Origin of the sequence: Alkalihalobacillus bogoriensis ATCC BAA-922 (genome assembly GCF_000621445.1) — a bacterium.
Lineage (GTDB): Bacteria > Bacillota > Bacilli > Bacillales > Bacillaceae_F > Bacillus_AO > Bacillus_AO bogoriense.
Genome location: NZ_JHYI01000006.1, coordinates 401,616 through 426,737 on the forward strand (window position 1 = coordinate 401,616; position 25,122 = coordinate 426,737).

General features: G+C 36.9%; 27 protein-coding genes and 1 tRNA gene. 7 read left to right on the plus strand and 21 right to left on the minus strand.

Features of this window, described 5'->3' with window-relative positions; translation table 11 throughout:
• Nucleotides 1–6: 6 nt before the first annotated feature.
• From T323_RS0101905 to T323_RS0101925, 5 genes are all read right to left on the minus strand, one after another.
• Nucleotides 7–843 carry an ABC transporter permease gene (locus tag T323_RS0101905; RefSeq protein WP_026671779.1) on the minus strand — a complete coding sequence of 279 codons (837 nt, stop codon included), beginning with the start codon at nt 841–843 and terminating at the stop codon, nt 7–9.
• Nucleotides 840–1,766, minus strand: coding sequence for an ATP-binding cassette domain-containing protein (locus tag T323_RS0101910; RefSeq protein ID WP_026671780.1), 927 nt, complete (start codon nt 1,764–1,766; stop codon nt 840–842). The genes T323_RS0101905 and T323_RS0101910 overlap by 4 nt, the downstream gene beginning before the upstream one ends.
• A gap of 6 nt (nt 1,767–1,772) precedes the next feature.
• Nucleotides 1,773–1,955: a hypothetical protein gene (locus T323_RS0101915; protein WP_026671781.1), complete on the minus strand. Its 183-nt coding sequence runs from the start codon at nt 1,953–1,955 to the stop codon at nt 1,773–1,775.
• On the minus strand, nt 1,948–2,604 hold the full coding sequence (locus T323_RS0101920; RefSeq protein WP_026671782.1) for a TetR/AcrR family transcriptional regulator: 657 nt from the start codon (nt 2,602–2,604) through the stop codon (nt 1,948–1,950). The genes T323_RS0101915 and T323_RS0101920 overlap by 8 nt, the downstream gene beginning before the upstream one ends.
• Nucleotides 2,605–2,783: 179 nt before the next feature.
• The gene (locus T323_RS0101925; protein ID WP_026671783.1) at nt 2,784–2,993 is read right to left on the minus strand and encodes a CDGSH iron-sulfur domain-containing protein; all 210 of its coding nucleotides are present in this window, start codon (nt 2,991–2,993) and stop codon (nt 2,784–2,786) included.
• Nucleotides 2,994–3,221: 228 nt separating this feature from the next.
• Here T323_RS0101925 and T323_RS0101930 point away from each other — a divergent pair, with 228 nt between their 5' ends.
• Complete coding sequence (locus tag T323_RS0101930) at nt 3,222–3,497, plus strand: hypothetical protein (RefSeq protein WP_026671784.1); 276 nt, start codon at nt 3,222–3,224, stop codon at nt 3,495–3,497.
• Between the two features lie 309 nt (nt 3,498–3,806).
• Here the strand turns inward: T323_RS0101930 and T323_RS0101935 are convergent, their stop codons facing one another.
• The 3 genes from T323_RS0101935 to T323_RS0101945 form a co-directional block, all read right to left on the minus strand.
• A complete protein-coding gene (locus T323_RS0101935; RefSeq protein WP_026671785.1) occupies nt 3,807–5,132 on the minus strand; it encodes a WD40/YVTN/BNR-like repeat-containing protein in 1,326 nt (441 codons plus the stop codon).
• A 177-nt stretch (nt 5,133–5,309) separates the two neighbouring features.
• Complete coding sequence (locus T323_RS0101940; RefSeq protein WP_026671786.1) at nt 5,310–7,700, minus strand: glycoside hydrolase family 3 C-terminal domain-containing protein; 2,391 nt, start codon at nt 7,698–7,700, stop codon at nt 5,310–5,312.
• Nucleotides 7,701–7,760: 60 nt separating this feature from the next.
• Nucleotides 7,761–8,111, minus strand: a complete 351-nt coding sequence (locus T323_RS0101945; RefSeq protein WP_026671787.1) for a DUF2200 domain-containing protein — start codon at nt 8,109–8,111, stop codon at nt 7,761–7,763.
• A gap of 220 nt (nt 8,112–8,331) precedes the next feature.
• On the opposite strand from T323_RS0101945, the gene T323_RS0101950 reads away from it, so the two are divergent.
• The 3 genes from T323_RS0101950 to T323_RS0101960 are packed head-to-tail and all read left to right on the plus strand — an operon-like array spanning nt 8,332 to nt 11,733.
• The gene (locus T323_RS0101950) at nt 8,332–9,723 is read left to right on the plus strand and encodes an alpha/beta hydrolase family protein (protein WP_026671788.1); all 1,392 of its coding nucleotides are present in this window, start codon (nt 8,332–8,334) and stop codon (nt 9,721–9,723) included.
• Nucleotides 9,724–9,752: 29 nt separating this feature from the next.
• Nucleotides 9,753–10,427 carry a response regulator transcription factor gene (locus tag T323_RS0101955; RefSeq protein ID WP_026671789.1) on the plus strand — a complete coding sequence of 225 codons (675 nt, stop codon included), beginning with the start codon at nt 9,753–9,755 and terminating at the stop codon, nt 10,425–10,427.
• Nucleotides 10,420–11,733 (plus strand): sensor histidine kinase, encoded by a 1,314-nt coding sequence (locus T323_RS0101960; protein WP_026671790.1) that lies wholly within the window; start codon nt 10,420–10,422, stop codon nt 11,731–11,733. Before T323_RS0101955 ends, T323_RS0101960 begins: the two co-directional genes overlap by 8 nt.
• Nucleotides 11,734–11,950: 217 nt before the next feature.
• On the opposite strand, the gene T323_RS29485 is transcribed toward T323_RS0101960, so the two are convergent.
• The 5 genes from T323_RS29485 to T323_RS0101985 all read right to left on the minus strand — a co-directional run bounded on the left by T323_RS29485 (nt 11,951) and on the right by T323_RS0101985 (nt 16,613).
• Nucleotides 11,951–12,085 carry a hypothetical protein gene (locus T323_RS29485; RefSeq protein WP_281175694.1) on the minus strand — a complete coding sequence of 45 codons (135 nt, stop codon included), beginning with the start codon at nt 12,083–12,085 and terminating at the stop codon, nt 11,951–11,953.
• A 659-nt stretch (nt 12,086–12,744) separates the two neighbouring features.
• Nucleotides 12,745–13,323, minus strand: coding sequence for a hypothetical protein (locus tag T323_RS0101970; protein WP_026671792.1), 579 nt, complete (start codon nt 13,321–13,323; stop codon nt 12,745–12,747).
• 829 nt (nt 13,324–14,152) lie between these two features.
• Complete coding sequence (locus T323_RS0101975) at nt 14,153–14,899, minus strand: GTP cyclohydrolase II (protein ID WP_035177263.1); 747 nt, start codon at nt 14,897–14,899, stop codon at nt 14,153–14,155.
• Nucleotides 14,900–15,232: 333 nt separating this feature from the next.
• A complete protein-coding gene (locus T323_RS0101980) occupies nt 15,233–16,090 on the minus strand; it encodes a VOC family protein (protein ID WP_051556306.1) in 858 nt (285 codons plus the stop codon).
• Between the two features lie 130 nt (nt 16,091–16,220).
• On the minus strand, nt 16,221–16,613 hold the full coding sequence (locus T323_RS0101985; RefSeq protein ID WP_026671795.1) for a DoxX family protein: 393 nt from the start codon (nt 16,611–16,613) through the stop codon (nt 16,221–16,223).
• 299 nt (nt 16,614–16,912) lie between these two features.
• On the opposite strand from T323_RS0101985, the gene T323_RS0101990 reads away from it, so the two are divergent.
• Nucleotides 16,913–17,455 (plus strand): helix-turn-helix domain-containing protein, encoded by a 543-nt coding sequence (locus T323_RS0101990; protein ID WP_026671796.1) that lies wholly within the window; start codon nt 16,913–16,915, stop codon nt 17,453–17,455.
• 200 nt (nt 17,456–17,655) lie between these two features.
• Here the strand turns inward: T323_RS0101990 and T323_RS0101995 are convergent, their stop codons facing one another.
• Together T323_RS0101995 and T323_RS0102000 are read right to left on the minus strand one after the other, a co-directional pair.
• Nucleotides 17,656–18,855, minus strand: a complete 1,200-nt coding sequence (locus tag T323_RS0101995) for an MFS transporter (protein WP_026671797.1) — start codon at nt 18,853–18,855, stop codon at nt 17,656–17,658.
• 80 nt (nt 18,856–18,935) lie between these two features.
• On the minus strand, nt 18,936–19,754 hold the full coding sequence (locus tag T323_RS0102000) for a MerR family transcriptional regulator (protein WP_026671798.1): 819 nt from the start codon (nt 19,752–19,754) through the stop codon (nt 18,936–18,938).
• Between the two features lie 228 nt (nt 19,755–19,982).
• On the opposite strand from T323_RS0102000, the gene T323_RS29705 reads away from it, so the two are divergent.
• Nucleotides 19,983–20,360 carry a tyrosine-type recombinase/integrase gene (locus tag T323_RS29705; protein ID WP_373279311.1) on the plus strand — a complete coding sequence of 126 codons (378 nt, stop codon included), beginning with the start codon at nt 19,983–19,985 and terminating at the stop codon, nt 20,358–20,360.
• A gap of 88 nt (nt 20,361–20,448) precedes the next feature.
• Here the strand turns inward: T323_RS29705 and T323_RS0102010 are convergent.
• The 5 genes from T323_RS0102010 to T323_RS0102030 form a co-directional block, all read right to left on the minus strand.
• A tRNA-Ala gene (locus T323_RS0102010) sits at nt 20,449–20,524 on the minus strand.
• A gap of 35 nt (nt 20,525–20,559) precedes the next feature.
• Nucleotides 20,560–20,730: a hypothetical protein gene (locus tag T323_RS29085; RefSeq protein ID WP_169737862.1), complete on the minus strand. Its 171-nt coding sequence runs from the start codon at nt 20,728–20,730 to the stop codon at nt 20,560–20,562.
• 87 nt (nt 20,731–20,817) lie between these two features.
• On the minus strand, nt 20,818–21,216 hold the full coding sequence (locus T323_RS0102020; protein WP_026671800.1) for a YugN-like family protein: 399 nt from the start codon (nt 21,214–21,216) through the stop codon (nt 20,818–20,820).
• 89 nt (nt 21,217–21,305) lie between these two features.
• Complete coding sequence (locus tag T323_RS0102025) at nt 21,306–22,655, minus strand: glucose-6-phosphate isomerase (protein ID WP_026671801.1); 1,350 nt, start codon at nt 22,653–22,655, stop codon at nt 21,306–21,308.
• A gap of 393 nt (nt 22,656–23,048) precedes the next feature.
• Entirely contained in the window at nt 23,049–24,215 is a 1,167-nt protein-coding gene (locus T323_RS0102030; RefSeq protein WP_026671802.1) for an iron-containing alcohol dehydrogenase, read from the minus strand.
• Nucleotides 24,216–24,400: 185 nt separating this feature from the next.
• Here T323_RS0102030 and T323_RS0102035 point away from each other — a divergent pair, with 185 nt between their 5' ends.
• Nucleotides 24,401–24,628, plus strand: coding sequence for a DUF378 domain-containing protein (locus T323_RS0102035; RefSeq protein WP_026671803.1), 228 nt, complete (start codon nt 24,401–24,403; stop codon nt 24,626–24,628).
• Between the two features lie 50 nt (nt 24,629–24,678).
• On the opposite strand, the gene yugI is transcribed toward T323_RS0102035, so the two are convergent.
• Nucleotides 24,679–25,092: a S1 domain-containing post-transcriptional regulator GSP13 gene (gene yugI / locus T323_RS0102040; protein WP_026671804.1), complete on the minus strand. Its 414-nt coding sequence runs from the start codon at nt 25,090–25,092 to the stop codon at nt 24,679–24,681.
• Nucleotides 25,093–25,122 lie beyond the last annotated feature (30 nt).

The window sequence follows — 25,122 nt, forward strand, 5'->3', positions numbered from 1 at the left end:
CCGAAACTATTGTTGAAATATATCTTTGTTTCCACCAGTACGGTGAATGTTAGTAAAATCTACTTTTGTAAAGGCTAACGTAGCAAGAATAAAAAATGTAATCCCAAAGATGACAATAAACAGGATGCTCATTTGTGGAGTAATGATAAAATGATTGATTTGAAAAGCAAGTTGTTCTGCTACTAACTCTTCTGTCGTTAGAGAAAATTTCTCCAAACTTAACGTTCGAAAAAAAGCAGCCGCATACGTCATTGGGTTAAATAAAGCAACGACTTGTAATGCATTTGGTAGAAGACTAAGTGGAATATAAACACCACACAAAAAGGTAATGGGCGTAGTAATCGCTACTGTGGCTATTTGGAAGGTCTGTGCATTCTTTACTGAAGTGGCGACGAATAGTCCGAAGGCTGAAAAAACAAGACCAGTGAAAATCATAAACACAACTGTAAAAATGGGAGTAAGGATAGAATGATAGGTTAATCCTATGAAATAACCAAAAACTAAGATGATGATTCCTTGAAATGTGGCAATCGTAGTAGATGACAAGATTTGACCAATTGCAATATATCCTCTCTTGACTGGACTAACTAGCACTTCTTTCATATAACCAGAAACAATGTCATCGATCGTAGTAGTAGAGACGTTTAACGATGTTTGAAAAACAACAATCATGATAATCCCAGTTAAAACATAATACATTGGGTTTTCAATAAACACACTTTGAAAGATTGTACTTAATAAATACATATAGAAAAACGGCATAATGACGATAAGGACAAGTTGTACTCGATTGCGAAAAAACAATTTCACATGACGAAGCCATATGGCATAAATGACCCTCATTTCATGACCCCTTCCCGCATTTCTCTTCCTGTTAATTCCAGAAATACATCTTGTAGTGTTCCTTTTTTAATTTCAATACTTTGGATAAGCTCTCTATGTTTTGCAATAATATCGAGCAAGACTGCCAAAACTGCTATCTCAATGTAGAAAATTTGCTCTTCTTTTTTATAAGGGAGGTCGTTTGATTGTAACAGTGCTTGTAAGCTTTCTGGCTGAGAGGATATAATTTTCGCCCTGTCTTTTGTATATTGTTTCTTTAAGTGTTCTGGTGTATCAAATGCAATAATTTTACCTTTGTCTATTATCGCTACTTTATCGGAAATTTCTGCTTCCTCCATATAATGAGTTGTAAGAAAAATCGTCATGTTTCTTTCTTTTTGAAGTTTACAAATATAGTCCCAAATATGAGCTCTTGTTTGTGGGTCAAGACCTGTGGTCGGCTCATCTAAAAATAACACTTTTGGAAAATGAAGAAGACTCCTCGCCAATTCTACCCTTCGTTTCATCCCACCTGACAAGCTACTTACGATGGCTTTTCTCCAATCTAGTAAATCAACAATGGAAAGGACAAACGTTATCCGTTCGTGAATCAGTTCTTTTTTAATCCCGTAAAAATAACAGTGCATTTTCAAATTTTCTTCGACTGTCATTTTTACATCTAACGTCGCATCCTGAAACACAACACCGATTGTTTTACGCACTGCATCTTTTTTTACACTAATGTCCATGTTATCAATTAGTAAAGTCCCTGATGTTTTATCAACAATGGTACAAAGTGTATTTATTGTTGTGCTTTTTCCTGCTCCATTTGGCCCTAAAAAAGCAAATATACTTCCTCTTTCCACAGTAAAAGAAACATGATTCACAGCGTTAAAGTTTCCGTATGATTTAACAAAATCTTCAACGACTATAATGTTGTCCATTCCAGTTCACCCCTTCGCTGTAAAAAGTCGTAGAATTTGAGAAACTTGCTCTAATGCTACTGTCATATTTTTCGATTTAGATAATTCTTCACTTACCACTTCTTCCATCTCTGTTATCACTTTAATGCAATCTTCAATGTGCACACCCGATCGTTCAGATACTTTTATTGCGATTTCCGTTTTATTCATTCGAATCACCTACTTCAGTATGAGATTGAGCAAGAACGTCTAACACATAGTGAAAGCTCCCTTTTTGAGCCCCTAACGTCGTTTCTAAAATATGAATAAACGCGACCGCCTTTTCTGCTAGTTCATTTGGTTCCCACTGGAAAATACCTTCATCAAATAAAAATTGGGACGACACTAATAAAAATTCTACGGTTTCTTTAGGATACGGAGTTTGAAATGTTCCTTCTTTAATACCTTGTTCTATAACATCCGTCAGTTTTGGCGTCAGACAATGAATCGTTTCAACTAAACTTTTCTGATGCATCTCGGCATTATTGACATTATGCAATTGCTCGATCATCTCTGCCTTCCTTCCTGTATCTGGCTTTTGCGCCATTAAAATGCTCATTATTTTTTCATGCGCTCCCATACTCGGTTCTTCTGCAATGGCTTTTGCCATTTCGACTCCGGCATTTATAAATCTCATGACAATGGCATCCATAATTTCTTCCTTTGATTTGAAGTAATAATATAACGTACCTTTCGCTATCCCTACCGCATCAAGTATGTCTTTAATTGTCGTTTCCGAATATCCCTTTGTTGTAAAAAGAATTTCAGCTTCATCTAATATTTCATTTCTTCTTTCTTCTGGGTTTTTAACAATACGCATTTTCATACCTCCGTTTATAGACCGACTGTCGGTCTATAAAAATAATAACAATATTTCCTTTTTTAGTCAAATGTATTTTTGAGCTGTAACTTTCCTATTGCTGCTCGTCGGGATTCACTTTATACATACAAAAAACCTCAGGAGACAAATTAAATCGTCATGCCGAGGTTTTTTATCATTTATTCTTTTGCTCTTGGTGCACTATGAAATGTGATCGTTTTATGTGTTCCGTCACAAAACGGCATCTTACTCGATTGACCACAGCGACAAAGAGAAAAACTCTTTCCTACTTTAAATGGATTGCCCTCACCATCAACGAGTTCGACATCACCATTCACTCGGATTGAGCCATTATCATTAATTTTGATGACCACTTTTTCTTCTGCCAAGGAATTCACCTACCTTCTATATTTACGTTTAAACAAAATCAATCATCTTTATTCATAAACTATGCGCTAGCCTTGTACAGTGTCCAATCGTATCTGCCTCAAACGCAGGATGAGAGTGTTAATACGCCTTCCATATTGAAAGCAGTTCCAATCTTTTCACACGACTTTTCATTCAAAACGTTTTATAATAATGGTCTAATGTTAATTTTACTGGAGGTTTAAAATACAATGAACAAAAAACTTGTGGCACTAAGAGAAGTCTCAAGAGAAGAGTTTATGGAATTAGCGCAAAGCGGAACTCGGGAGTTATTTGACTTAGGACAATTTAAAGTCCTAGATGCGTGGAAAGGCGAGGAACAACGTCAGTTTGTCTATGATATGGGCCCACACCGTTGTTTTGAAATCGATAAGAATACAGGCTATGATTTAGTCACCGCTTTTTATTGTGGAGGGAATAAACAAGAGCTTAACGAAACTTTACAACATATTGTTTCTTCTGTTTAAAAAAGAACTTCAAGCTGTCGATCATGTATCGGCAGCTTGAAGTTCTTACGGACTTCTGTTCCGCTATTTCTAGAAAAAGTCACGTTTGTCAGTTGCTAACGGACATTGGTTCCGCTAAATCGGTAAAAATGAGGTTTTCCGTCCTTAAATTGGTCAATTAACGGAACAGGTGCCCGATACAAATTGAGAAACGGGGGTTTTTCACGAAATAGCGGAATAAATGTCCGTTACGGAAATGACAAGAAAAGAACCTACTATTTTTTATCGTTTCATAGCCTTTCCCACAATACTCTGTTTATAAATCACCAATTAATAATTCTGCATCATATCTTGACTAAAAAAGCCATCCATATCAACCAATCCGTCGAATGACCAAGTTAGTCCTTGATCATTTGAAATCATTTTAGCAACAACCGTGCCACCTAAATAATCTCCTTCTTGTCCTTGATTTACTAAAAGGACACCGTAATCTCCGTTAAAAATAGGGACATCATAAACAGTGAATACTTCTTTAAATTCTTCCGGGATACTAACGTCGGCCTCGTGCCAACTTTCTCCTCCATTATCTGTTCGATAAAGCACATAACCAAAAGAAAGATAACCTAACTCGTTATTGATAAAATTCCCGTTCGTAACGAGAGATGTTCCACTAGTAGGTGTGACTTTATACCAAGAATATCCGCCGTCATTTGTTTTAAATATAATGTGTCCTTCCACTGTCATTGTACGGTAACCTGTGGCAATTAAATACCCGTCGTCTTCAGAGGTGAACCCAAGCAAACGCAATCGTACCCCTGGTATTTCCCTTGTTATAAAAATATCCTCCCATGTCGCCCCCTGATTTCTTGTTAGTAATAATCGTAGCTCTTGATCTCCACCGATTACAAATGCTGTTCTCTCTGGACTTATGACATAACTACCCTCTATTAAAACATGTTGTGTCCCGTTATAGTCTCCTTCAAACAATCTTGAAATTTCAACAGGTACATCTAACCAATCTCCACCGTCATTATATGTAACTTTTAATGTGTCTTCTACAATTTCATAACGAAACAAATCTTCTTTCTGATTTAACCCTACTTCAGTCTCATATTCTATTTTATCTTGAACAGAAGGAAGACCAATGAATTTATTCGTGTCCCATTCAATTTTTTCTAATGTATATGTGTCATCTTGATTCTTAGAAATGAACAATTTCCAAACTAGATCAAGTACGGTTCGGTTCTCTTCAATATTACCCCAATTTGTCTGTTCGATGTCTTCTCCTAATAACACGTGGAAAATAGCAGCAACGACAAACTCATCCTCTTCATTTCCTTCTAGAAACTGAAATCTTGGATTATAAGCTTTCGTTAGTAACCTGTCCTCTTCTAACTTATTTACAAAACTTGACCATATGTGAGAATAGACTAAATTTGAATTAAATAACCCTTCATCTAATCGCATTGTCATCGGTAAATACTCAAAAACTATATCTTTTTCTAATGTTTCTACTTGTTTATGATTAACACTATCTTCATTTCCTTCAGAAACTTCTACTTCTTTGTGAGACTCGATTACAAAAATAACAAAAAGTAAAATGACGACAACTAACATTTTAAAAAGTATATCTATTTTTTTCGGGAGCTTCTTCATACGTTTCTCCTTTATAATCCGATTCTCACTTTAATCATAAACGTTTCAGTTAAATTTTGGAAGGCAAACTTCACTTATAAAAGAAATTTCAATAGAAAGCTAACCTTCTCCGCTCCATACTCAATTAAAAAGCGCCTGCCCCCAATGTATTCACGAAATAGGGTCAGACGCATCTATTTATACTTGTTTTTTTATTAACTTCTTTAATCCTTGAAATAACTGGCCGTTAGCTGTATCCAAAATAAAATGAACAACAGGAAATGACATTTGATCTGGTGCGAGCAATGGCATTTTTTTCAGAGGAAGATCGGATGATGTATCCATTAGCATTTTAAACTCAGGATTTTTGTAATCGACTTCGCCACCGGTTTGCATCGCAATTCTCTTTTCTATCCCTTTGAAGATTAACCTACATACTAAACTTGTTTCTTTCATCTCATTTATCGAATTTGATAAATCGTATGTTCCTTTTGTTTTCGGTACATATTCTGGATATGGCTCATGTATCGTTAAGAAATCCTCTTTTGTTGGTTCTCCTTGTAACGTATAGTACCAGTCACTGCAGTCACTTCGCACCGGGTTAACTCCGTCTACCTTTATGTTTTCTTCTAATCGAATATCTTCACAATTCGCTCCAAGCTGAAGGAGGTACGATCCACTTTCTACAACCCAGTCTGATTGTCTTTCATCATAAATAGCAAAGCTCCTCGTATCTAATTGTATGGCAATCTCTTTACTTTCCCCAGGTTCAAGATAAAGCTTAGCAAAACCTTTCAATTCTCGTTTCGGCCGATAAACACCCACTGTTTGTGGAGAAACATATAACTGAACAACTTCATGGCCTGCCCGTTGTCCTGTATTTTCTATAGTAGCTGTTACCGTCATTTCTCCCTTGTTACTTCTTTGTATTTTCATTTCGGAATAGTCAAAAGATGTATAGGACAATCCATACCCAAACGGATATCTCACCTTTTTGTTAGCCGATGTGAAATACCGATAGCCACAATACATGCTTTCCAAATAAGGCGTTTGTCTTGGATTTTTTTGATAATAGGTACTATTAACGACGTCATCATATGTTAATGGGTACGTTTCCGTCAATTTACCACTCGGATTGACAGCACCGAATAGCAAATCAGCTGCCGCCTGTCCCCCAGCTTGGCCGGAAAGTTGCATATGAAGAATGGCCTTCCCTTTCTTTTCCCATGGCATTTCAATCGCACTGCCCCCGACAACAACAATAACGATATTCGTGTGCACTTCAGAAAGCGCATGTAATAATTGAATTTGATTTTGTGGAATTTGCATATGTGTTCTGTCAAAGCCTTCACTTTCAAATATATCTGTAAGTCCTATACATAGGATGACAACATCTACTTTTTCCGCAAGGGTCACAGCCTTATCTTGAAGAGCTTCCTCGACATGATCCTCTATCGTGTATCCTTCTGCAAAAGAGACATCCTTTGTATAAGTTTTAACTCCATCAAGTAAGCTGACAAGTTTTGTTGGAGTGACTTGGGATGATCCACTTCCTTGGTATCTCGGGGATTCCGCTAATTTTCCAATGATCGCTACTTTCGCTTCTTTTTCTAACGGGAGAATGTCATTGTTTTTTAGCAACACACCAGAGGCTTGCGCAATTTGTCTTGCCAATTCATGATTGTCCTCAAACACATTTTCTGTTACAGCCCCACTCTTTTGCCTTGTCGTTCGTTCAATCAACGTGAGGAGTCGGTCCACACAGTTATCAATGTCAGACTCATCAAGGCTACCGTTTTCAACAGCTACCTTTACTTTTTTGTCAAAACTGCCTTTGCTACTCGGCATCTCTAAATCAAGACCGGCTTTGAACGCATCAATCCGATCATTCATAGCGCCCCAATCCGTCATCACAGCTCCATCAAAGCCCCATTCTTCTCGTAAAATAGTATGGAGTAATCTTTTGTTATCACTGCAATATGTACCTTCTATTTTGTTATAGGCACACATGAGTGTTGTCGGTTTTGCTTCCTTCACCGCGATTTCAAAAGCTGGCAAATAATATTCTCGCATCGCACGTTCATCAACAATGACATCCGTTGTCATTCGCTTTAGCTCTTGGTTATTTAAGGCAAAATGTTTTAACGATACACCTGTCCCTGTACTTTGGCAGCCATGAATCCAAGCGGCAGATAGTTTTCCAGAAAGAAAAGGGTCTTCACTGAAATATTCAAAATTACGACCACAAAGTGGATTTCTTTTCATATTCGTTCCAGGTCCTAACACAATATTCACACCTAGCTTAACCGCTTCTTTTCCGATCGCTTCCCCCATCTTTGTAATAAGCTCCACGTCCCATGTAGCACTCACTGCACTTGCTGTTGGGAAACATGTTGTTGCTACACTGGAATTCAGTCCGAGGTGATCCCCTTCCCCTTCTTGTTTGCGGAGTCCATGAGGCCCATCACTTAAAAACAATGATGGTATGCTTAATTCTCTGAACTCTTTAGTTTCCCAGAAAGATTGACCAGAGCATAAAGCAATTTTTTGTTCCAACGTCATGTTTGAAATCGTCTCTTGATGCTTCATAATTCCCTCCACTAATCGTTTCCTTTAAAATTCCCACTTATTGCAAAGATGAAACACACATTATGTTCGTAATATTTTCTCCATCGCCTTTCCTTTCGCCAGCTCATCAATTAACTTATCTAGATAGCGAATTTCTCGCATTGTTGGCTCTTCAACGTTTTCTACACGGACACCACAGACGACACCTTTGATTAACGTTCGCGAAGGATTCAGTCGGGGGGCTTCTTCAAAAAAAGTCTCAAAATTTGTTTGTTTTTCCAATTGTGCTTCAAATTGCTCTTGACTATACCCCGTCAACCAACAGATGATTTCATCTACTTCAGTTTTCGTCCGACCTTTTTTCTCTGCCTTTGCTACATAATGGGGATAGACGTTTGCAAAACTCATTGTATAAATTTTATGCTTCGCCATGATTGAGCCCTTCCTTCTCTAGTTTCCTTTATTATAGTTCGAGAAATTGGCGTGTTCAAACAAGTTACTGTCAATACACTTTTTGTTGTACCATTAGAGTGTTAGTTTAGCTATTTTCCTTTATTTATTTTAGGATAAACAAAATATCTTCGTTGTTCATTTGTTGTTCATATTCCTCTGTTATTCTCTTTATGAAATAGATGGAAGGGAGTAATAGACGATGAAACTGTTCGAAATTTGTTTGTTTATTGTGACTGGGTTGATGGTGTATGGATATGTGTTTCGTTTATGGACGAATAACAAAAAGAGTGTAGCTTTAGTTGTACTTGGAGTTGTCTTATTCATTCTCCATGTAATGGTAGAAGGCCTTAGATTTCAGCTTATCCCGCTTTATGTAGTATTTGTATTAATTGGCGGCGGAGTTGTTATTAGTATGATGAAAAACAAGAAATCATTAGATTTCAAGCCGAGTTTATGGAAAAGAATATCCGTTGGGGGTATAGGTACGTTACTTTTAACTGCTACATTATTCGTTACCCTTTATTTTTTCCCAATTATAAAAATTCCTGCACCAACAGGACCTTATGCCGTGGGGGTAACCAATTATCATTGGGTAGATTCAAATCGAGAGGAACCTTACGCAGATCCTCCCGTTGACCACCGAGAGCTGATGGTTCGGGTATGGTATCCAGCTGAGTTGGATAAGGACGCTAGAAAAGCTCCCTATGCTTTAGATTCAGAGGACACAAAAAGAGTAGGTGAAAATCTTTCTATAGATTTACGAATGACCCTCTACTCTTGGCTTCAAGCGGAAAATCATTCGTATTCAGATGCGCCCCTCTCAAAAGAAAAAGAACAATTTCCTGTGTTAGTATTTTCACCAGGATTTGGCTTTTCTCCCTATATGTATACAAGTATAATAGAAGAATTGGCTAGTCAAGGTTATATTGTATTCGGTATCGAACATCCCTACCATTCGGAAATCCCTACAGTCTTTCCAGGAGGACGAGTGGCTAAAGGAGATATGAGCTTGCCAGAAGAGAATGAGCTTATCGACGAGGAAATAATAATATGGGTAGAAGATGCTTTATTTGCGATTGAAAAAATTACAGAAATCAATGAAAACGACCCACACGGACTGCTGACAGGAAGCCTAGATTTATCACGTATGGGCATGTTTGGTCATTCTTTCGGAGGTGCTACAACAGCTCAGGTCATGAATCTTGAGCCAAAAATCATCGCAGGAGCCAACATGGATGGCTTCTTCTTTGGACCACTAATCGAGGAAGGCCTTGCTCATCCTCTTATGCTCCTAGCTGGTTCTGAGGAAATGATCCTTCTTGATAAGGAAGGCGGGGATCCTGTACCAAAAGCTGAATATCCAGAGTGGGCTATTGAATTTGCTGCAGACGAAAGAAAGCGAAGGGAAAGTGCACTAAAAAATAAAGGAGTCACAGTTGTTTTTGAAGAAGCTGATCACCTTAGCTTTTCAGACGCTATGTTGTACTCTCAATTTCTTGATTTAGCTGAATACGACCCAATTTTATTAGCAAAAATTAATCAAGCTTTGCAACACTTCTTTGATGAGCAGTTAAAAGAAAAGAGTCATTAGTTCAAAAAAATGATATAGGGGAATTCTTTATGAGTAGATTGCTTGTTGTTGATGATGACCCACATATTAGAGAGTTAGTAAAGCTAGCGCTTCGTGTAGATGGTTATGACCTCACCGAAGCAGAAAGTGGAACGGAAGCTCTCCTCATTATAAACCGTGAGCGCATCGATGCTGCTATTGTGGATATTATGCTCCCAGGGGTGGATGGATTGCATGTTTGCCGTGAAATAAAGCAATACTATGACATCCCAGTCCTTATGCTGACGGCGAAGGGAACAAATGGAGATAAGATAAAAGGCTTTCAGTCAGGTACAGACGATTATTTAGTAAAGCCATTTGACCCAGTAGAATTAAAATATAGAATCAAGGCATTATTACGGAGGTTTCGAATGGAAAATGGTTATTCTGTACAAATTGGAAATGTATATATGAATAGAGAGCGTGTTGTTCGGGTTGGTGAAAAGTCTATAAGACTACCACCTAAGGAGTTCGATTTACTGTTTAAACTAGCAGCCCATCCTAATCGTGGTTTAACGCGTGAGCAATTAATTGAACATGTGTGGGGAATTGATTTTGAAGGAGATGAGCGGACTGTCGACGTTCATGTAAAGCGGTTGAGAGAACGCTTTTCAAAGCTGACCGACAACTTTGAAATTGTGACTGTTCGAGGGCTAGGTTATCGGTTGGAGACTAAACATGTTTAAAACATTATATGTACGAGCTGTTTGTATCTATTTAGGAGTGTTGATATTTAGTGTAGTTTTTAGTGTAGTTGTGACTTTCTTTATCTTTTATGAAAAAGTAAGTCAGGACCAAGAACAAATTTTCCATGAAAAAGCCGAGTTAATCTTCGAGTTATATGAACAAACTCAGCCAAACGATTTTCAAACTTTTATGGAAAATTTATCAAAGGCTTCTTCTTTGTCAATACAATTGGTAGAACCAGAGACGAATCATATTCAAACCTTTAACCTAACAGAAGAAACAAAATTAAATCAAGGTGATTTGGCTATGACAGCTTATACAGTCCCTTGGAATCTTGAAGGGACTGTCTATCACATGACAATAACCGATGACTATCCAGAAGGCGATCTTCTAGAGTTACTAACTCTTCTGAGCCTTATCTTAATAACTGGAATAATGTTAGTACTCGTAGCCACTCGTTATTTAGTAAGACCTGTGAACGCAGTGACAAGAGTAGCAAAGGAAATATCGATGGGAAACTTCAATGTTCGCTTACCAACAACACGTAAAGATGAATTGGGTAGTTTGTCTGAAAATATTAATCAGATGGCTAATGAATTAGGTCATTTAGAACAAGAAAGACAAGAGTTTGTAGCGAACGTATCACATGAGTTTCAATCGCCATTAACCTCAATAAGAGGATTTTCTTCTATGCTTCTAAAAGGCGACATCATTGAAGAGGATAGACAAAGAGCACTAACGATTATTCAGAGTGAAAGTGATAGACTTTCTAGGTTGAGTGATCATTTATTAAAATTGACTGTGCTTGATTCTGATAGACACAACTATTCGCCTATTGAGTATGATATATCAGAGCAAATCCGCCGGACTGTATTTGCGTTAGAACCTCAGTGGGCAAAAAAAAATCTTCAAGTTGAAATGAATGCAGACAAAACATTGCTACTTGCACAAGAAGATTTGATGAGCCAAGTTTGGATCAACCTCATGTCGAATGCAATTAAATTTACTCCTCAAGGTGGAAAAATTAGTATCCTTGTAAGCTCGTTACAAGAGTATATCGAAGTACGGTTTAAAGATAATGGAATACCGATACCACCGGAAGAAAAAGACCGTATTTTTAGTAGGTTTCATAAAGTAGATCGTATGAGGGATAGGAAAATCGGTGGAAATGGTTTAGGGTTAGCTATTGTAAAAAAGATAATCGAAATTCACCATGGAAGGGTATATGTTGATCAAAAAAATAAAACGGAGAAATCATTTGTTGTTTTGTTACCCAATAATACTAGTACAAGGAGCCGTATCTAAGAGAAGGTATTGGATGTAGCCCTGTTCATTACATTTTTAAAGCAGTTAGAAAATAACTAAAAAAAACAGTAGGTGGGCTAGTCCCTTCTACTGCTTTTTTTTATAAAACTTACATTACCATATTCTTTCCCTACACCAATTTAGTCTTTAATTCAGGGACAATATATGTTCTCTGAATTGTATAGGTTGTTCGTCTACGTTATCTTAGAGTCGCTTATCAAACTTCCTGTTTTATCGGCTTTAGAAAATGATCTAAAACTAAAGAAATGATAATACTGATTAATGAAGCTGTAAATAATAGTTGACCTAAGCCAATAAAAATAAATGACTGTTCTCCCAATATCAATGACATGCCTATCAAACCTATTACAAGACCTAAACCAAGTGAAACAGTAAGAAATTTTAGGTGGAAATGTGATTTGTTACTCTTATATTGAACTAGTTGAATTCCTGTAGATATAATTACAAAAAATAAGATTACATAGAAAAGTGGCATAAATTATCCCTCCTAATACGTCTCTTATATAAGGATTGTAAACTAAACTACAAAAAATTACCAGATAAGAACGAATAATTTAATTGATTCTTTACAATCACTCGGAATATAATTTATTTAACGCCTCTGTAGCTCTAGAAGGGAAGAGCGCCGGAAAACAATTGTAGCACCGGGTCGCAAGGTAAGGGTTTCAGAAGCACCGAAAAGCATACTAGCTGAGACAGGTGGAACTCCTGTCGGTGAAATTCCGTAGGGAAGCGTGTTCCCCCTAACCTATGCTTACGAAAGGAGTACGGGTTCGAATCCCGTCAGAGGCATTGTAGTGTTTTTTCGTATAGATGTTTGAAGGTATACTGAGGAAAGATTCAAAAAAAAAGTCTCTTTAGATGCCGAGAAACTTTGTCGTAACTGATTAAAGGCAGCACGATAAATATTATCTCCTCGGCACTCTGTTCCAACGAGGTCTTTATGGACCTACAAATAAAAGTAGAGATAGCTAATTTTTATTTAAAGGATTAATCTTTGAGTAAATCTTTAATATCACTTAACAGTATCTCAATCCCAATCTCCTTGCCGAACTTTAGCGTGTTTTTAGTAGTAAATTCCCCAAATTGCTTAACTCCAACGGCAATTGCAACCAATAAATCCTCTTTTAAAAACACATCAGATTCACTTAATATATTTTCATAATCATCCGTTAGAACAAACTGATACCCCTTCTTTTCTTTACTAATCGTTAAATTATCCATAATTCCTATTAATTCAATATTATAACTGGTGTCTTTTGCATTTTTATGGAGGATTCTTAGAAAGCTCGACCATGCAGAGACTACATCATCTGTTTCCGTATCAACCGGAGCAAGCTCCAAGGGAGGACCTAATTTTATATCTTTCCGTTCAAATAGTACCTCTCCATTAATTTTTATTTCTAAGTAACCAGGTAAATAATCTTCCTCATACTCTAGCAACTTTACTGCAGCCATTTCAGCTAAAGGGTGGTCGATCGGCAAATAGGATTCCTCTACCTTCGATAAATATCCCCATTCAGGAATGTGGTTTGAAACAAATGTTTTGATTTCTAATGTATTTTTCAATCTTATCGCCTCAATTCAAAAAGTGTCCTTGTGTAACAGTCACTTTATATTTTTATCCGTTCACTTGTACCAGTAACTTTCGACACTTTTTATTATAAAAATTCTATTAACGAGAACGTCCTTCCTCTAACGATACTGCAAAATGAGTTGCATTTTCGCTTTAGATAAAACTACTTTTCTGCTCAATTTTTATTGTAGCCTTTCTAACCACTAATCAAAAACGACACACCTTCTCATCATGGTGAGAAACCGCGTCGTTATAAACAATATGTATGGTGGAGCATAGCGGGATCGAACCGCTGACCTCTATGCTGCCAGTCAACCTAAGAAAATAAAGTATGGGAAAACGGCTTAAAATAGGGATTTTTAAGGTTAACCTTACGAAAAGAGGCCATTTTAGAATCAAATGTGAACTTTTGTGAAGTTTTTGGGTGAATGCACGTGGTCAGTTCACATAAATAAACGTATTAAACTAACAGGCATACATCTCAATAATTCTAATGAATTACTTTATTTCCTCCTTTTTCTCACGGGAAAACGATCGACATTCCTGGTATCCTTAACTTTATCTTTGTCTAAGCATTTTGCTGGGAATTCTGAAACCATGCCAATTTGAGGAATATCATTCTTTATTGAACAGTATCCTAGTACTGAGCAGTAAATGGAAAAAGAGTGGATTAAGGTAACTGGAACTGATACAGAACAACAATAGTGTAACTATTATAGCAAGTAAAGTAACAGGACTTTCCCTACTAATCCATATTAATTCATTCTAAATAGCACTGATAAGATTTTAGCACTTTCATAATGGAATTCCAAATAATTCATTCTAGTCATTACAACATGTCCCTTCAGCCACTATGTGACCAGATTTGCTTATTTTAGTTTGAATATATTTCTCATTAAATTCGGAAACATCCCCCCACAATGGTTTTCTTTCTGATACTGTAAGCCCAGCACTTTTTAAAGCTTCCAACTTTTTAGGGTTATTTGTCATTAACGTAACTGGTTTTGAACGAAGTGCCTTTAGAACTTGAATGGCATCTGAATAGTTTCTAGAATCATCCACAAAGCCAAGAGCTTCATTAGCTTCCACGGTATCAAGCCCGTTCTCTTGTAAAATATAGGCCATAGCTTTACTAAATAGACCAATCCCTCTTCCTTCATGATTTGCTAAGTAAAATAAAGCACCTGTTCCATGTTCAACAATATTCTTCAGTTTTAATTGAAAGCCACAATCGCAGCGTTTACTACCGAATATGTCACCGGTATGACAGATAGAATGCATTCTAATGATTGCTTCATCTGCATTTGCAAGATTTCCATATACTAAAACACTCGATTGCTGTAATTCAGCTAAATTTGCAGACGCTAGCTTAGTAATAATTCCTTCGTAATCTGCGGTTACTTCGTCACAATTTAACCAGCAATACCATTGAAATACGACTGTTTCTCTATCCAAACTAACAGGAAGTCGAATCGGACCTACTAGATAAATTGACCCTTTATCTGTTTCAATTAGCTGAATTTTATCTTCTAGGACAGAAATAACTTTAGAATCATAAGTTGTTTGCATATTAATGCTTCTCCTTTGTGATTAGATTATTTAAGGATGAGTCAGGGTTTTTTAATATTATTTTTACAACCTTCCCTTAAAGTGACCATTTTAAGTGCTTTCCAATCCACTTTTTAAAAACTAGTGTTTTCTCTCACCTATCAATTATATTGCCATTGTTTGCTGCATAACGGTTCATTCTTAAATAAAAAACCTATATCTTAATTACACAGTAATTTTAAATACAGGTTTTTTATTCACTTATCCACGCAAGTGTATTCACCATTTAATAGCTTCGGAAGAAACCATTAATCATTATGTCTTTTCATATAAATAAAATCGAAAACACCCATATCAGTTTTTGATTTTAATTTTAATTGTATTTTCAGAAGGATCTTCAACAGTAATTTCTTGATTGTCCTCACTAAAATTGAATCCTAGCCTGCCTAGATTCTCTTTTGCACGGTCATACTCTTCTTCCGTAAAATGGAGAGTAAAATGAGTTAAACCTAATGCATTTTCCGGAGATGCAGGTAACCCTTTTCCTGACCAAGTGTTCATCCCTATATGATGGTGGTATGCATCTTTGGATACAAAAAGCATATGGGAATCCTTGGCCACAATATCTAGTCCAAGTCCTTCTACATAAAAGGTTTCGGACTCTTCTATATCTGATACCTGTAAATGCATGTGACCAATTCTTGTTCCGCTAGGTAATCCACTCCATGTACTTCCCTTTATTTCAGCGAATAAATCATCAACGTCTAATGGCGCAGTACCTCCGACATAACCACCTTTACCGTCTCTTTCCCACTGTTCAGAATCTCTATCCACATATATTTCTATTCCATTACTATCAGGATCTGCTAGGTAAACTGCTTCGCTATATTGATGGTCTGAAGCACCCTGTATTGGATATCCAGCTTCCAGTAAATGTACTATGGATAAAGCTAAATCTTCTCTAGTAGGCACGACAATTGCAAAGTGATACAAACCGGTTGATTTTAATGGTCGCTCAACAAATGATTCCTCTTCTTTTAATAAAAGGTGCGGTACCATTCCATCTGTTGTAAGTTTTGCTGTTTTTTCATCTCTTTCTAGTACTTGAAACCCGATTAATTCCTGATAGAAAGTTAAAGAACGGTCTAAGTCAGAGACTTGCAGCTCCACATATCCAATTCTAGGTTCCATGATTCCTGAATAAGTTTCCATAGTCATTTCTTCATTGTGTCCTTCCTTATTTAGAAATAAAAAAAGTACCACTATAATAGTAAAAATGATTATTATTGAAATAAATCTCATATTTTTCATCTTTTTCACCCGATAGGCCTGAGCCCTTTTATTATTTGTTTCTTGCCTTTGAAATATAATAATCTAAAGAATAGAGCTTACTTCCGTTTAATAAGAAATACGCAGATACTGCCAGTAACACAAGATCATACGCGTAACCTCCAATAAAACCTGTAGCTAATTGTACTGTCACAATAGCCCCTAAAAGCACTAAGACAAAAAGTCCCCCTATGATACGTGTGGCCAAACCTAGAAGCATCGCAATTCCACCAACTAACTCAATACTTGCTACGATATAAGCCAAGAATCCAGGCAATCCAATGCTATCAAACCACCCAGCAATATTTCCAATACCATCTTGAAATTTACTTGCACCGTGTCCGATAAAAATAACCCCCAAAACCACTCGTAGTAATAGTGCACCAATATCTTGTTTATTTATCATTATAATTCCTCCTAAAGTAATAGAAAATTATTTCAAACCAATATCTTATTCGTATCCGTTAATGCTCCCCCTCTCATTTCAATGTTCTAAACAGTTGGCGCCTTAATCTATGTGAAAGGAAGCATAATAAGAATAAAATATTCATATTCAAAAACCAAAGCACAAAAATAAAAGCAACTCATTTGTTTCACGATAAGAATATTAGTTTTCTATATAGTAACAATAGACTTGTAGACTGTCAATGTTTTTGCTATTATTAACATAAGTTTCCTAAAAGAAAACATATAGAGGTGAATAGGTTGGATATAGGGTCCAAAATTCGTTCAATTAGAAACAGAAAAAAAATTACGATCGCACAAATGTGTGAAGGAACCGGGCTATCGAAGGGCTTTATAAGTAACGTCGAAAACAACAATACGTCACCTTCCATTAACACTTTAAATACAATAGCAGAGTTTCTGAAGGTGCCACTGCCCTACCTATTATTAGAAAAAAAACAGCACATGCGTGTCGTTCGAAAAGATGATAGAAGAAGCTCGTCGTTAAAAAATTTACACATTGAACATATCACGTCAAAAGGTCCTTTACGAATGATGATCGTTGAATCTCCACCTGGATTTGCCATCGGGGAAGATGAACCCCATGCACATGAAGGAGAGGAAGTTCATTTAGTACTAGAGGGGAAAGTACTTGCTGAACAAGGAGAAGACTCAATTATCGCAGAAGAAGGCGACTCTTTTAGTTGGAATGCAAGTGTTCCACATATGGTAAAAAACGTTGGAGACAAAAAATCAGTCATTCTAATAGCCATTTATTCAGATACAAAAGTAGATGATCTCTAATAAGGCGCGGTAGTATGATAAGGACAAAAAGGTCGTTGAGGGTGAGACAAAAGATTTCTAATGGTCAGAATTCTGAATTCACACCCTTGCCTTTCTCCCCTAGAAGTCACTGTACTTCCCAAGCTACCATCCTCATTTCTTTATACTTTAGTTGTCTCCTTACCAAACTTCCGCACCCCATTTAACCCTTATGACACTTTCTAGATTGCTTGGTTATCCACTTGGATACTTTTTTGTTTATTGGGTTTTCCTTTGACAACAACATAAACAACATAAATAACTAGCACCATACCATATACAATTGAAGCAGTAAGATATACAGTTTGATAAGATGTGACTGTGGCTACTAAACCTAGGATAAAGGAGCCACCTCCAATTCCTAAATCAAAGAAGTTGAAGAAGGTAGCCATAGCATCCTCATGTTCATGTTCCTCTACTAAGTTCATGCACCACGTTTGAACAGCTGGAAAAATGGCACCAAAACCAAATCCATAAAAGGTAGCTGCGATTAAAAACATGCTATCACTGACTGCTACATACAGAATAACCAATCCTATAATGGACAAAACAGAGCCTGGAATTAAGATAATCGACGGCCCGTACTTATCAAATAACTTTCCTGATAGTAAACGAATGATAAAACTTGCTGCGGCAATCAATAAGAAAAACAGTCCTACTTGGGTAAAATCCTTCTCTATTGCGTATAAAGAAAAGAAAGACATAATTCCTCCTGCGGCAATTCCAATTAAAAGGATGAGCAACGCAGGAAACAGAACTCGTTTCTCCAATAGTTTAAATTTCCCACTCACTTGTTTATCTAACTCTTTTCCTTTAGGTGCTCTTTTTATAAAAATAGCCATGATAACAGCTAGGAAGAGAACGCCCATTCCTCCAAAGAATAATCGTTGAAAATCATATAATTCTAGTGTCATAATCCCAATCATTGGACCTACAGAGATGGCTACTGTTTCTCCAACACCAAAATAGCCAATTCCCTCGCCTCGACGATCTTTAGGAATGATTTCAGCAGCAAGTGTTGCAAAGTAAGTGGTTGCTAAACCGAATCCAGCCCCATGGATCAAACGAATAAATAATAACGTCGATATGTTACTAGAGAGATAATAGGCACCTGTAGAAAGAGCAATAATGACAATACCTAAAATTAAAAGAATTTTTTTATCAAACTTCGTTGCAAGCATTCCCGCAAATGGGCGAATGAGAATAGCTGATAACATAAAAATACCTGTTACTAAACCAACCTGACTTGCTCCCCCACCTAAAGTTGTGACAAATAAGGGAAGAGTCGGTAATAGCATTTCAAAAATCATAAAAACTAAGGCATTGGATATCACTACGAAAATAAACGAAAGCGACCAAACCTTATTGTCTATAGTTGTCATTCCAATCTCTCCTTTTTGTGTTAGTCATATGTCCTTTACGAGCAACAGAACAAATAATAAACCTTCCTGTAAGGGGAAGGTCAATAGCTAACTTGAATTTGTATTTCTGTCAGGTAATCTTTTTTGCTTTTTGAAATGTAATGGTCAATGATAGTTCTTTCGATGGCATCCCCTATTATTTGAAGATCGTTCTCTTTAATATAATCTAGTAAAACTTTATAATACTGAGATGAGTTATTATGATCTCCCCTGTAAAAAATGCTAGCATACGTCCCTTTTTGAAAGGTGGTTACTAATGGGCTTTGGATATCTTCTTCCTCTGTTAAGATGAAAATAGAGTTATATTTATCAAACTTATTATTTTTAATATCATTTACATCTATTGTAAGGCCGACACCACCAATAAAAATCGAGGAATTCATGTTTGCCAAATTCTCTAATTGCCTCAATGAAACCTCCATCTCGGGTTCTGAATGGATTTTTTCCACCAACCTCACTATTTGCCTCTCGTTTATTTCTACTATTTTCACTTTTTCTAATTCCTTTATTTCTTGAGCAAATTTAATATCGTTAATACGATTTTGAAATCTACGGTTAACTTGTTCTAATTCGTTTATTTTTTGCTCTGTTAATTTTTTTTGCTTCTCCAATAGATCTAAGAAACCTCCAATATCCCTATGGTCTAGATGACCCTTGATTTCCTTCAAAGAAAATCCTAATTTCTTTAAATACTGAATCGTATTTAGTTGTTCAAACTGTTCGGTTGAATAATATCTATATCCATTACTAGTATCAACTTGTCTTGGCTCTAGTAATCCAATCTGATCATAATATCTCAGTGTTTTCATAGTCATATTATGAAGTTTTGCCATTTCTCCTATTGTGAACAGATTTTTCATTAAAGCATCCTTTCCTCTATTTTTTTTATAACACTATCATACCCAGTTTGCACTTTAAAATCAGTTATGAAACCAAAAGAAAAGACATTAACATCGTAATTTCATACTGAAATCACTTTTGCTAATGTCTTTCCTATGATTAATTGTGCTTAGGAATTTCAATTTCATCTAATACAGCAATTGCGTAACTTGATAGGCAGCTTTTGAAACATCTCCTTATCGAAGCTTTTGGTCCAAAAACTAAAGGAACACAAACTGGCTCAGGAAAAAATGAAAAAACGTTTTGGTGAATATTTTCACCAAGAATTGGATCTCGTTTTCTCCAAAAGCGATGGCGCATATCATAATCGATCGAACGTTAGACGACAGTTATACAATCTCATGAAAAAAGTCAAGGTCCGACGCATTACGTTTCTTGATCTGAGCCATACGCAGTCCAGTATGCTATTCGGACGGGCCAATCCTAGCATTGTGCAGAAACGGTTAGGACATAACGACATCCAAACTACCTATCGATACTATGGCCATTTATGGGCAAACGTAGACAAAGAAGCCGTTGATTCGTTAGAAGGGGAAATGGAGAAGACAAGAATGAAAACCGAATAAGTGTGAATTTCTGTGAACGTGGAGCAAAAATAAAAAACGACACACCTTCTCACTATCGTGAGAAACCGCGTCGTTATTACAATATGTATGGTGGAGCATAGCGGGATCGAACCGCTGACCTCTACGCTGCCAGCGTAGCGCTCTCCCAGCTGAGCTAATGCCCCGTGACTTGCGTCAATATTTCAATTATACGGACGAATTAAGATAACGTCAAGGCAAAAACAATATCTAATAAAAACCAAGCAACTCCTGCGACAATCGCTATAAACAAAGCACCATATATATTTTCTTTTTTAAATTGCTTATATTTAGAGTAATCAAAAATGACCCATCCAATAAAAATCGCTAAAGCAAAAAAAATCGCATTCATTTCGCTCGCCCTTCCGCCCGTTAGTTACTATTATTTTAACAAACAAAGAGGAGGCAAACAAGAAGAAGACCGAGTGCACCACTCGGTCTAATACAAAATAGTTGCTTCTAATTCTCGGACAACATTTGAAGCGATATCGACATATTTTTTTTGAAGGGACGCATCTTCATCTTGCGGCTCAGAAAATTGATTTACTAATGGATTAGGGTCTTTTACCATATCATCAAGCCCTCTTTGATATTTATGCGCAAGAACAAATGGTTGACCTAAACGAACCCGGACCCCTTTTTGTTCAAGCTCCCCATCGACTGCTTGAAAAGGAAGTCGAAAAAAGATATAACTGCCATTGTCATCAATTTTATAATCAAAATATCCATGGTCATAATCCCAGTTTCCACCGATAACATATCCTAATGGTTTTAATTTTTTTTCTAAATCATATAAGAGAAATTCTCGATTTACGACTTGTGATTGTAGTTGAATCATCCCGCTCATCCTTTCACCCATTCTCCTATATAGAATTCCCGATAAATGAAAAAACATGCCCAACGATTTACGCTAGGCATGTTTTTCAATTATTTTAAACGAGCTTCTAATTCCGCTTTTTCTTGTTCAAATCCAGGCTTACCAAGTAAAGCAAACATATTTTTCTTATATGCTTCAACTCCTGGTTGGTCAAACGGATTCACTCCAAGTAAATACCCACTCATCCCACATGCTTTTTCAAAGAAATAAACGAGATATCCGAATGTATATTCATTTAGCTCAGGCACGTTTACGATTAAGTTTGGTACGTCACCGTCTGTATGAGCTAACATTGTTCCTTCAAATGCTTTTTTATTGACGAAGTCCATTGTTTTTCCAGCTAAATAATTGAGCCCATCTAAATCAGAAGCGGCTTCTTCAATGACGATTTCTTCTTTTACATTTTCGACATTGATAATCGTTTCAAAAAGGTCACGTCGGCCATCTTGGACATATTGCCCCATCGAATGTAAGTCAGTTGAAAAATCAACAGCTCCAGGGAAAATTCCTTTTTGATCTTTTCCTTCACTTTCTCCGAATAATTGTTTCCACCATTCAGAAAAGAAATGAAGCTGTGGCTCATAGTTCACCATAAGTTCAATTGTTTTCCCTTTATTATATAAAGCATTTCGTACAGCCGCATATTGATATGCTTCGTTATCAGCAAGGCTTGGATTGTTTAAATCTTTGCTTGCATCTTGTGCACCTTTCATCATTTTTTCAATGTCTAAGCCAGCCACCGCAATTGGCAACAGTCCTACGGCAGTAAGCACAGAGAAACGACCACCGACATCATCAGGAATGACAAAAGACTCATAGCCTTCTTCATTAGCAAGCGTTTTTAATGCGCCTCTTTCTTTATCCGTTGTCGCAAAAATTCGTTTTCTCGCTTCTTCTTGTCCATATTTCTTTTCTAAAAATTCGCGGAAAATACGGAATGCAATTGCAGGTTCTGTCGTTGTTCCTGATTTAGAAATAACATTCACAGATACATCTTTTCCTTCAAGTAATGACAGTAAATGTTTTACATATGTAGATGAAATATTGTTCCCAACAAAGAAAATTTGCGGTGTTTTACGCTCTTCTTTTGGAAGTGTGTTATAAAACGAATGTTGTAATGCTTCGATTGCCGCACGAGCCCCTAAATATGAACCTCCGATACCGACAACAAGTAACACATCAGAATCCGCTTTAATTTTCTCAGCTGCTTTTTGAATGCGAGCAAATTCCTCTTTGTCATAATTGTTCGGTAGCTCGATCCATCCTAGAAAATCACTTCCCGCTCCTGTCCCATTGTGCAAAGCCTCATGTGCTGCTGTCACAGCGGGTTGAAGATAGTCAATTTCATGTTGTTCAAAAAATGGTAAAGCTTTTTTGTAATCAAAACGTACTTTGGTCATTTCGACCCCTCCTCTATACTAAGTACCCTATTCAACTTTATAAAATTGCTTCGGACAATTCAAGCAAAGTTTGCAAAATAAACGTGTCAATTTTACGAAAGCATGTTTATTTTGCCAAACTACCTTTGATTTTAAACAGACTTTATATTGTTACGGACATCTATTCCGCTATGTCTGAAAAATCACGGGATTAGATTATGAGGATCGTTCGGACATCTGTTCCGCTATTTACCTTTTTTCAGGGTTTTTCTCCATTATTTTCGGACAATAACGGAACGTATGTCCGAACGACTCGATAAAAAGCTAGTTTTTCACTAAGTAGCGGAACAGATGTCCGTTAGCCGTAATTGCCCGACCGAGCAATGAAAAAAAGAGGAAGACTTACTCTTCCCCTTATAGTGCATGAGTTAAAATTTGTTTCACATCTTCTTTTTCTAACCATTTAAAATTACCAAACGGACCAGATGCTGTTGCTATTTGAGCTAATCGATCCAATTGCGAATCGTCAATGGAATAATCAGCAAGGCGTGCAGGGGCTCCTAAACCAACCCAAAACTGTGATAGTTTTTCGATGCCTTCTAAGGCGATTTGTTCATCTGATTTCCCTTCTTGGTCAACGCCAAATACACGTGTCGCTAATTGAACGTGACGCTCCATATTTCGCTCATGTAAAGAATAACGAAGCCAGTGAGGGAAGATTATCGCCAAGCCACCTGCATGAGGAATATCGTACACTGCAGATACAGCATGTTCAATTCGATGGGAACCCCAATCTCCTCTTGCTCCCATTTGAATAACACCATTTAACGCCATTGTCCCACAATACATAATCGTTTCTCGGTGTTCATAGTTTTGTAAATTCTCTAACAGCTTCGGCGCTGTTTCCACTACGGTTATTAATATCGATTCACACATTTTATCTTGTAGTGGTGTATTTGTATCATGATGAAAATAAGATTCAAGTACATGACTCATCATGTCGACAACACCGTAGACGGTTTGATCTTCTGGAACCGTCATTGTATAAGTTGGGTCTAGGATTGAAAATGCAGGATATGAATAAGGACTTGACCATCCTAACTTTTCATTTGTCTCCCATTTTGTAATGACAGAGTTGGCGTTCATTTCAGAGCCTGTCGCGGCTAACGTTAAGATCGTACCGATCGGTAATGCTCCTGTGGCTGTTGCTTTTTTTGAAATAATGTCCCAAACGTCACCATCATATTTAGCTCCAACGGCAACTGCCTTTGCTGCATCAATGACACTCCCGCCTCCAACAGCTAATACAAGATCAATGTTTTCTGTTTTACAAATGTCAACGCCTTTATGTACAGTTGTTAATCTTGGGTTTGGTTCGACACCCGCTAATTCGAAAACACGAGTGTTACTTTTCGCTAACTCATTGATAACCTCGTCATATAAACCGTTTTTCTTAATACTACCTCCGCCATAAACGAGCAAAATATTGTTACCATAACGGGAAACTTCTTCACTTAGCTCTTGGATTTGGTCTTTACCAAATCGTAATCTTGTTGGATTTTGAAATACAAATGAATTCATTTCATTCACTTCCTTTCTTTGTTTTTATTATGTCCTATCTGAAAAAACAATGTAAAGAAACTTGACTCCGAAAGCCAATTGTTTAACTTTGGTAATTAGAATTATGCATATTTTATCCGATTTCATCCATTCTAAGAGAAGAAGCACATCATGTGCTAATCCTTTAGCTAACGGAGGTGAATGTTGTGAGCGGCATTCAACGAACAGCTTTAGTACTTGCCATCATTGGCGCAATTAACTGGGGACTTATCGGATTTTTCCGATTTGACCTTGTAGCTGCGATTTTCGGCGGACAAGCAGCTGGATTCTCTAGATTTATTTATGCCCTTGTCGGACTAGCTGGACTATATTGTATTTCTATTCTTTTTAAGCCCGATGAAGAGCTTGAAAGAAGTCCAGAAACACAGCGCTAACCCTTATATCAATAAAAAAAGAGAGACCTTATTGGGTCTCTTCTTTTTCTTTATTTTTTCGCACGCTTGTTTAAATCAGCGTGAATTTCATTTGATTGCTTTAACCAGTCTTTCAACTTGTCTTCAAGTGTATTAAACCCTTGAGTTTGAGCTTTTGGCTTATTGTCAAAGCTTTTCTTTGGTGCCGCCGGACGTTTTGGACGTTCCTGACGTTCTGGAGCCGGTTCAGTTGCACGAATGGAAAGGGATACTTTCCCGCTCGCCTCATCAACTGACATGATTTTAACCTTTACTTCATCTCCTACTTTTAAGACGTCATTAATATCTTTTACATATCCGTGTGCTACTTCAGAAATGTGCACAAGCCCTTGTTTATTCTCATCTAGTGCAACAAATGCACCAAATGGCTTAAGGCCCGTTACTTTTCCTTCAACGATGCTGCCAACCTCTAAATTTGCTACCATCAAAACATCTCCTAACATTTTTTTAACTTA